The organism is Rhizobium sp. 01L419, from assembly GCF_056400025.1.
The window spans coordinates 1-8,141 of record NZ_JBFTSM010000042.1 but is presented as its reverse complement, the minus strand read 5'-3'; the positions used below and the strand labels follow the sequence as shown (position 1 = coordinate 8,141).

Genomic DNA, 8,141 nt, shown 5'->3' with positions numbered 1-8,141 from the left:
CGATCGCGGAACGGAGTTTGCCGGCTTCCGGGCTTTGGAAGATGGCATCGGCGCGCGCAGCTGGTTCTGCGATCCCAGCGCACCGTGGCAGAAAGGCGCTGTGGAAAATGCCAACAAGCGTATTCGTCGCTTCATGCCAGGCGATACTGGCCTAGCAGGCATACCCAACTTGCCCGCTACCTGAATGACCAGCCGCGAAGGTGCCTCGGCTACAAGACGTCTGCCGAGGTTTTTATCGCACATTTGCAAGAAGCAAGGTGATCCCCTACCCTGCAAAACGGGGATGCACTTGGGTAAGGTTCTCCAAGAGACGGCGGCATGGGAGCAGCCCCAGATTTTCGCCGAGGAGCTGCGCGCCGCGTTCAGATTTATGCGCTGATCGTACACCTCGTTCATGCGGTGCAGGCGGCATCGCATGAACATCCCATCCAGCTGCCGACAATACGTGTCGGCACGAACTCCTGGATCTCGCCGGCGGGGCGAAAATGCGTCCCTAACGCCGAACACAGTCGGATACACCATTTCCGAACGCACGTCACATACACCAGGGGGACCTTCTTCGCTGGTCATTGAAAGTCACAGGAGATCCGTGGCCCGCTACCTACAGATCTTTGGGTAATTGGAACTCCGCGAAATCAGTAAAAACGCTATAACCGGTCGACACCGCGAACGATCCCATGCTCTTGAAGGGATGCGAACCCACAACGCGCTTTCAAACGGCTATGCGACTGATAAATCGAATCTTCAGGCGTCGCGTCAGCCTCAATCAGGCAGCCCATTCTCCAGTTCTTAGCAACCAAGACCACGTCATCATTCAAGCGACGAATTTGAGCCCTACAACGCCACCAAGGATCAGGACAATGCATACAAGCCGCGGCGCGGATGCGGGGTCGCCAAGCATGACCATGCCGAAGATCGCCGTGCCCGCCGCCCCGATGCCGGTCCAGACCGCATAGCCGGTGCCGACAGGCAGCGAGCGCAACGAGAACGACAGAAGCGCGACGCTCGACAGGCCGGAGACGACCGTTAACAGCGACGGTACGAGGCGCGTGAAACCCTGTGACGATTTCATGCCGAGGGCGAAGCCGATTTCGAGAATGCCGGCGACGACGAGCAGTAACCAGGCCATGATGTTTCCCTCAAAAAATTCGGATGTCGACAGAGGAGCGCTCGCGCAAGCTACCTTGCCGCGAACGCCTGATGCCGGGTCTCAGAGATTGGCGGCCGCTGCCGGTGTCGAGCGGAAGGCGATGCCGAAGCGGTTGAATGCGTTCATCAGGCCGATCGCATACGTGAGATCGGCAAGCGCCTTGTCGCCGAAGGCAGCAGCCGCTGCCGCATAATCGGCATCGGGAACACCTGTTTCGGAAACACGCGTGACGCTTTCCGCCCAAGCGAGCGCTGCCCGCTCTTCGGCGGAGAAAAGGCCGCCGGCATCGTGCCAGACGGCGACCAGCGTCAGCTTCTCCACCGTCACACCGGACTTCAGCAGGTCGCGAGTATGCATGTCGATGCAGAAGGCGCAGCCGTTGATCTGCGAGATGCGCAGATAGACGAGATCGACCAGCACTTTCGGCAGACCGCTTTTCTGGAGGGTGACATAGACGCCACCGAAGGCCTTGTAGCCGTCGGGCGAGATTTTTGCGTAGTCGATGCGATTGCTCATGACAGAACCCTTTCTGGTTGGAAGGGCCTGATCGTCTCGCATCTTGGTCTAGTGTAGAAGGTCCATAGACAGGTTTCTCTTATAGGCCATGATTGATGGCCTCCAGGAGTTCGGCAATGCGGCGCCCGTAACATTCGGCAATGGCCCGCGAGCCTATATTGGTGAAATTGACAAGCAGGGCGGAAACGTCATCGCCCTTGCCTTCCTCTGGAAACATCCAGTCCGACAGGGCCTCGGCATAGAGCCCGGCGCGTCTCATGCGGGTAACGATCTCCCGATCCCGACGGCCCCCGAGCCGCAGGATCAGATGCATTCCGCCCGGCTGCGCATCGATATGCACCTGCTCGCCAAGCGCAGCTTTCAGGCCTGACGCCGTCGCCTCGCGGCGCTCGGCATACAGTTTTCGCATGCGCTGGATGTGGCGGGCAAAATGGCCCTCGGTGATGAAATCGCTGACGATGCCTTGCGTCAATGCCGGGCTCGCGCCGGCAAAGGCGCCGGCAATCGCGGCAAATCGCTCCACCTGGCTATCCGGCACCACGAGATAGGCAAGCCGGAGGCTCGGAAACAGCATCTTGCTGAACGTGCCGGCATAGAGCACGCGCCCGTCGCGATCCAGGCTCTTCAGCGCCGGCAGCGGACGGCTGACATAGCGATACTCGCCATCATAATCATCCTCGATGATCCAGGCATCGTTCCGCCCTGCCCAATCCAGCAGGGCCTGACGCCGCGGCAGCGACAGCGAGACGCCAAGCGGGCTCTGGTGCGCCGGCGTCACCACCGCCGCCCGCGCATTCGCCGCCTTGCGAAGCCCCTCCGAAACGACCATGCCGTCGCGATCTACGGATATGGCAACCGGCGCAATGCCCATATGGGCAAACAGCGTCCGCGTCGGCGGATAGCCGGGATCTTCCAGCCAGACCCTGTCGCCGGCCACGAGCAGCGCATGGGAAATCATGCCGATCGTCTGGCGATAGCCCGAGGTGACGAAGACCTGCGCAGGCGAACAATCGATGCCGCGCGATACCCTGACATAGCCGGCGACCTGCGCCCTGAGTTCCGGCAGGCCCTCGATATCGGGATGCATCATGTCCGAAGGCTGCATGGCACGCACGCGGCGCGCGCCGAGCCGCGCCCAGATCTTGCGGGGGAAGGCATCAAGTGCCGGCAGGCCCATCTGGAACGGCAGGATGGTATCCGGCCGATAGCTGGTGACGAGAGGATCGTTGTCGACGGGGCGGACGGGTATCGGCTCGGCGGCCTGCGGCTTGAGATCGGGGGAGATGATGCTGCCCGCCTGCCCGCGCGCCTGGATATAACCTTCAGCCGATAGCAGCGAATAGGCCGTCTCGATCGTGCCTCTGGCAAGGCCGAGTTCCTTCGCCAGCGCTCTTGCCGATTGTATGCGCTCGCCGGGCTTCAGCACCCCCTCCGCTATGGCGCTTCTAAACCGGTCATAGATCTGTCGGTAATAGGCGGTCTCCGCTGTCGGGTCCGGGCGGGGAATATGGCTGGTCTTCTTCGCTGTCATGGCCTTCCCCGATATTGGACATCGGCTGAAAATGTCTGGTGCATGATGGGGCCCGACGCGGATCTGCGCAAGTCCGCCCGCGTCAATCATGGTCCATCTGCAAACTCCAATCATGGATCTGTGGCCTGGGCCATTGCGGCGCTAGAACCATTGCGATTACAGATCGGGAGTGGACAGATGAAAATCCTGCATGTCAGCGCCAGCCCTCGCGGCAAGGCGGCCGAGAGCTATCGGCTCTCGCTCGAAATCATCGCCGCGCTTCGGCAGCAAAACCCCGCCATCGAGGTGCTCCACAGGCCCATCGGCAATGGCAGCCTGCCGCATATCGATGAAGACTACGCGATCTCGCAGGCCTCGGTGAAAGATGTCTCCGACGCCGGCTCGATGGCCGTCTCGGAAGAACTGGTCCGCGAGCTTGAAAGCGCCGATTGCCTCGTCATCAGCACGCCGATGCACAATCTCTCGCTGCCCTCGGCACTGAAGGCATGGATCGATCATGTCGTGCGGGCGCGGCGGACATTTTCGATCGGCCCCGGAGGCAAGGTCGCCCAGCTGGAAGACCGCCCAGTCTTCATCGCCATCGCCTCCGGCGGCCGCTTTTCCGGCGAGCAGGCCCGCCAGCCGGATTTCCTCACGCCTTACCTGAAGACCATCCTCGCCATGATCGGCCTTAAGGACGTAACCTTCTTCACCGTTCAGGGAACGGTCGCCGGCGGCGAGGCGCTGGAGCGAACGCGGCAGGCGACGGCGCGCGAGCTTGCGGCGCATTTTACCGAAGCCGGAAGTGTGGCCGCCCAATGAGTAACCGCTCCATCAAGACCATCGCCGTGTTCTGCGGATCGAATTTCGGCGCGACGGACGATTTTGCCAATGGCGCAAGGGCGCTCGGCAAGGCGCTTGGCCGCGAAGGCATCGGCCTCGTCTATGGCGGCACGACCAGGGGCCTGATGGGCGTCGTGGCCGATGCAGTGCTCGAGGCCGGCGGCACGGCCCACGGCGTCATCACCGAGAGCCTCCATCAGCGCGGCCATTCGCACCCTCACCTCACCTCACACGAAATCGCCCCAACATTGCGCATCCGAAAACAGCGTATGGCCGAACTGGCCGATGCCTTCATCGCACTGCCCGGCGGCATCGGCACGATCGAGGAACTGATGGAGGTCTGGACCATGAACCAGCTCTCGGAAATCGACAAACCCGTCGGCCTTCTCAACACGTCGGGCTTCTTCGACGTCTTCATGCAGTTCATCGATCACATGGTGGAAACCAAATTTCTGCCGGCCGCGCACCGTCACTCGATCCCCGTCGATGCCGATGCCGGCACCCTGATCGCGCAATTGCGCAATTTCGAAGCGGTGGGCGTTCCCAAATGGATCTAGAGGCCGGGTCTCATCCCGCGCCATCGCACGACCCCAAAAGAAAGAGGAGTTTGAAGTGAGCATAGTCGTCAAAGCCGCTGCCGTGCAGATAAGCCCGGTGCTCTACAGCCGACGCGGCACCGTCGAGAAGATCGTCGCGAAGGTCCATGGGCTCGGCGAACTGGGTGTGCAGTTCGCGACCTTTCCGGAAACCATCGTTCCCTATTATCCCTACTTCTCCTTCGTGCAATCCGCCTACGACATGAAGATCGGCCGCGAACACCAACGCCTGCTCGAAGAATCCGTCACCATACCCTCGGCGGAAACGCGTCACGATCGAAGATCCAGCGGATCAGGTCGTCGAGGAATTGCTTGAGCCGAGGAAATCCTTCGACGGATATGACATGGAGACGCCCTGGAGCGATCCTCAGGTCGCCTATTTCGCTGGCTACACCATGTGGACCTATCTGACTTCGCCCTTCATCCTGACGAAGCCCGGGGTGAGCTCGGAAGAAATTGGAGCATGGCGGGAGAATGGGCAGACATGGCGTCGGCTTCTTGTCCGCTTCCCTGACGAGATCGCGACCCACAGCAGAGAGCAGACGTTCTACTTCGATAATACCGGGCTTCTCATCCGCCATGACTACGAAGTCGACATACAGGGCAGAAACGCAGCAGCGCGCTACCTTACCGACTACGTGACGGTGAACGGGATCGTCATGCCTGGCAAGATGCGCGTCTATCCTCGCGGCGCCGACAATAACGCGCTTTCGGAGCCGTTGATCGTCTCTGTCGACCTCTCCGATTTTCGGTTTGAATGAGGCGAGCTCGTACGTTTTTTCGCACTCGCACCCAATACCACCTTCAACGTCAAAACAACTGAAAGAGACCGTAATGGCTTATGTAACGACGAACGACGGGACCGAAATCTTCTTCAAGGACTGGGGCTCAAAAGACGCCCAGCCGATCATGTTCCATCACGGCTGGCCGCTCTCTTCTGACGACTGGGACGCGCAGATGCTGTTCTTCCTCTCCAAGGGCTACCGCGTCGTCGCTCACGATCGTCGCGGTCATGGTCGCTCCGCACAGGTCGCCGACGGTCACGACATGGATCACTACGCAGTGGACGCCTTTGCAGTCGTCGAGGCTCTCGACCTCAAGAACGTCGTGCATATCGGCCACTCGACCGGCGGCGGCGAAGTTGCCCGTTACGTCGCCAAGCACGGTCAGCCGGCCGGCCGCGTGGCCAAGGCGGTGCTGGTATCGGCCGTGCCACCGCTGATGGTGAGGACTGAGGGCAATCCGGAAGGCTTGCCGATCGAGGTGTTCGATGGGTTCCGATCGGCTCTTGCCGCCAACCGCGCCCAGTTTTTCCGCGACGTGGCCGCAGGTCCCTTCTACGGCTTCAATCGCGAAGGAGCGACAGTGCAGGAAGGCGTGATCCAGAACTGGTGGCGGCAGGGCATGACGGGCGGCGCCAAGGCGCATTACGACGGCATCAAAGCCTTCTCCGAAACGGACCAGACCGAAGACCTGAGGGCAATCCCCGTTTCGACGCTCGTCCTGCATGGCGAGGACGATCAGATCGTGCCGATTGCGGATGCCGCGCTGAAGTCTATCAAGCTTCTGAAGAACGGGGCTCTGAAAACATATCCCGGATACTCACACGGCATGCTGACCGTCAATGCCGACGTTCTGAATACGGATCTACTCGCATTCGTGGCCGCCTAAGCTGCCAATTTGGGAGTGGCCCGGCGGCTCGACGGCCGGGCTGGAATGCATTGGTTAGCGCGGTCGCCTCATGGTTAGCGCTGTTTGCCTCGCACCTTGACCACGCGCGTATTGCCGTTTCGAATAATACCGCTGTGACAGAGACGGCAAAAATGCGCCAATAGGAGACGTCCGCCGCGCGCAGAGTGGTAACCGATGTGGGGCCGCTAGCGGCCTGGCAGCTTTTTGGCTGCCGAGGAACGACAGCTGATGATTAACCCAGGGGGTTAAGGTCTGAGAACGGCCCACACCGGGCCCTCGCAGGCCCATTGGATGCTCTCCAGAATCAGGCTGGCACCAAGCCACGCACCACACGGAACATCATAGGAAATGACCGGGGTCCATCGGGTAAGCCAACCAGATACCCGGCACGAACATGCTGTTCGATCGAACCGCGGGCATCGTCCGAAAGTGCCATCAATATGCTTGTAGTGCTGCCTGGTCCGTCGGTGAACGTAGCCCAATAATCCGGGAAGGACGCATACTCGCAATCCACGACAACGGGAATCTCCGTCACGTCGACGAGGCCGATCTTCCGCCACAACGTCGCCTGACCATTAGGCCAGAAGAGCTGGCGCCCCGCCCGCATGGATCTCAGCCTAGCGAAGTCGGTCTCAAGCACGGCGCCGGTGTTAATGACGAGATCGAAGGCGGGCATGCCGCCCAAGAACTGAGTAACGGCGGACGCGACCACGCCGCCTGGACGGGTCACGCGCTTCATCTCGGCAACTACCTGTTCAATTTCCGGGATAACGTCCAGGGCCAGCGTGGAAACGGCCGCATCGAAAAAGTTAGTGTCGAACCGCATGTGCCGGACATCGCCGTGTTCATACGCGATGTTGGGGTGGGATCGACGACGGCGGGCTCCTTCAAGGTAACCCTCCGATGCGTCAACACCGATCACATGCATCCCCGCCTCGGCTAGCGCTTTCGTCAACACACCTGTCCCACATGCTACATCGAGTACGCGACTGCCCGGAGCAATATTGGCACGTGCGAGAAATGGGCTTGCCAGATGTTCGCTCCAGCGCCCTATGAATGTCTCGTAGACGTCGGGATCAGCCCAATTATATCGCAGTTCTGCGGTTTCCATGGCTTGCCACCCTCTCTCGATCAAGAATTGATCGTAACACGGCTATTCGGGTTGCGCGTATCGCCGTCACACCGTGCAAATTCAGCGGAACCTTGTTAACGCTTTTCAAGAAAATATGACACAGCGGGAACCCCTGAATCACACTGGCCTTCCCCTCGGGGGGGCTCCGAGGTACCGCTTGGTGGTTTGACTAGTGTGATCCGCGTAGGTCGCGCGGTGGGAGCCCGCTTCGACCACTAACTGCAATCCTTCTGCCCGGCCCGTGGTCAAAAGGATCAATTGCCAGCCAAGAGCTGCAGACCGCTGGACAACGTCCGCTATTAGCGCGAGAACCCCGTTGCTGAACGACCGCTAAGACGGCGCGAAGCCGCCGTTCCGCATTAACCGCAATTTGGCATCGGGCTGCCAGACGAGCTTCTGAACGCCTTGATGTTGGAGTGGACGGCCCCTGAACGGCATCGAAATGTGCCAGAATGAGCTGTTAAGATCTCAATCGAAGGGGCCGCCCATGGACAAGATTATTCGTATTGGCATGGATACGTCAAAGCATGTTTTTCAGTTGCATGGCGTGAACGCTGGAGAGAAACCAGTCTTGCGCAAGAAAATGCGGCGCAAGGAGATGATCGACTTCTTCACGACCTGCCCGCCAACTTTGGTCGCGATCGAGGCCTGTGGTGGTTCGCATCATTGGGCACGGCTGCTCACCTCATTCGGACATGAGGT

The 8,141-nt window shown here is 60.2% G+C and carries 9 protein-coding genes and 2 pseudogenes; 7 read left to right on the top strand and 4 right to left on the bottom strand.

What is annotated here, in order from left to right:
• Positions 1 to 261, top strand: a pseudogene (locus tag AC1DUP_RS36505) (transposase); the annotation flags it as partial.
• Between the two features lie 553 nt (positions 262 to 814).
• Here AC1DUP_RS36505 and AC1DUP_RS36500 read toward each other — a convergent pair.
• The 3 genes from AC1DUP_RS36500 to pdxR form a co-directional block, all read right to left on the bottom strand.
• Positions 815 to 1,129, bottom strand: a complete 315-nt coding sequence (locus AC1DUP_RS36500) for a DMT family transporter (protein WP_113312219.1) — start codon at positions 1,127 to 1,129, stop codon at positions 815 to 817.
• Positions 1,130 to 1,210: 81 nt separating this feature from the next.
• Positions 1,211 to 1,666 (bottom strand): carboxymuconolactone decarboxylase family protein, encoded by a 456-nt coding sequence (locus tag AC1DUP_RS36495; protein ID WP_113312218.1) that lies wholly within the window; start codon positions 1,664 to 1,666, stop codon positions 1,211 to 1,213.
• Positions 1,667 to 1,745: 79 nt separating this feature from the next.
• Positions 1,746 to 3,197, bottom strand: a complete 1,452-nt coding sequence (gene pdxR, locus AC1DUP_RS36490; RefSeq protein ID WP_477837336.1) for a MocR-like pyridoxine biosynthesis transcription factor PdxR — start codon at positions 3,195 to 3,197, stop codon at positions 1,746 to 1,748.
• 177 nt (positions 3,198 to 3,374) lie between these two features.
• Here pdxR and AC1DUP_RS36485 point away from each other — a divergent pair, with 177 nt between their 5' ends.
• The 5 genes from AC1DUP_RS36485 to AC1DUP_RS36465 all read left to right on the top strand — a co-directional run bounded on the left by AC1DUP_RS36485 (position 3,375) and on the right by AC1DUP_RS36465 (position 6,286).
• Positions 3,375 to 3,998 (top strand): NAD(P)H-dependent oxidoreductase, encoded by a 624-nt coding sequence (locus AC1DUP_RS36485; protein WP_115038652.1) that lies wholly within the window; start codon positions 3,375 to 3,377, stop codon positions 3,996 to 3,998.
• Positions 3,995 to 4,576, top strand: coding sequence for an LOG family protein (locus tag AC1DUP_RS36480; protein WP_477837334.1), 582 nt, complete (start codon positions 3,995 to 3,997; stop codon positions 4,574 to 4,576). Before AC1DUP_RS36485 ends, AC1DUP_RS36480 begins: the two co-directional genes overlap by 4 nt.
• 55 nt (positions 4,577 to 4,631) lie before the next feature.
• Entirely contained in the window at positions 4,632 to 4,931 is a 300-nt protein-coding gene (locus AC1DUP_RS36475; RefSeq protein ID WP_477837333.1) for a hypothetical protein, read from the top strand.
• Positions 4,932 to 4,959: 28 nt separating this feature from the next.
• Positions 4,960 to 5,376 carry a hypothetical protein gene (locus tag AC1DUP_RS36470; protein WP_477837331.1) on the top strand — a complete coding sequence of 139 codons (417 nt, stop codon included), beginning with the start codon at positions 4,960 to 4,962 and terminating at the stop codon, positions 5,374 to 5,376.
• A gap of 73 nt (positions 5,377 to 5,449) precedes the next feature.
• A complete protein-coding gene (locus AC1DUP_RS36465; RefSeq protein WP_477837329.1) occupies positions 5,450 to 6,286 on the top strand; it encodes an alpha/beta fold hydrolase in 837 nt (278 codons plus the stop codon).
• 325 nt (positions 6,287 to 6,611) lie between these two features.
• On the opposite strand, the gene AC1DUP_RS36460 is transcribed toward AC1DUP_RS36465, so the two are convergent.
• On the bottom strand, positions 6,612 to 7,418 hold the full coding sequence (locus AC1DUP_RS36460; RefSeq protein WP_115038657.1) for a class I SAM-dependent methyltransferase: 807 nt from the start codon (positions 7,416 to 7,418) through the stop codon (positions 6,612 to 6,614).
• A 508-nt stretch (positions 7,419 to 7,926) separates the two neighbouring features.
• Here AC1DUP_RS36460 and AC1DUP_RS36455 point away from each other — a divergent pair.
• A pseudogene (locus AC1DUP_RS36455) lies at positions 7,927 to 8,141 on the top strand (IS110 family transposase); the annotation flags it as partial.

Bases quoted from the DNA above. Each gene is read 5' to 3' on its own strand.
- pdxR (WP_477837336.1), bottom strand. From the start codon at position 3,197: ATGACAGCGAAGAAGACCAGCCATATTCCCCGCCCGGACCCGACAGCG.
- AC1DUP_RS36480 (WP_477837334.1), top strand. From the start codon at position 3,995: ATGAGTAACCGCTCCATCAAGACCATCGCCGTGTTCTGCGGATCGAAT.
- AC1DUP_RS36500 (WP_113312219.1), bottom strand. From the start codon at position 1,129: ATGGCCTGGTTACTGCTCGTCGTCGCCGGCATTCTCGAAATCGGCTTC.
- AC1DUP_RS36460 (WP_115038657.1), bottom strand. From the start codon at position 7,418: ATGGAAACCGCAGAACTGCGATATAATTGGGCTGATCCCGACGTCTAC.
- AC1DUP_RS36465 (WP_477837329.1), top strand. From the start codon at position 5,450: ATGGCTTATGTAACGACGAACGACGGGACCGAAATCTTCTTCAAGGAC.
- AC1DUP_RS36485 (WP_115038652.1), top strand. From the start codon at position 3,375: ATGAAAATCCTGCATGTCAGCGCCAGCCCTCGCGGCAAGGCGGCCGAG.
- AC1DUP_RS36470 (WP_477837331.1), top strand. From the start codon at position 4,960: ATGGAGACGCCCTGGAGCGATCCTCAGGTCGCCTATTTCGCTGGCTAC.
- AC1DUP_RS36495 (WP_113312218.1), bottom strand. From the start codon at position 1,666: ATGAGCAATCGCATCGACTACGCAAAAATCTCGCCCGACGGCTACAAG.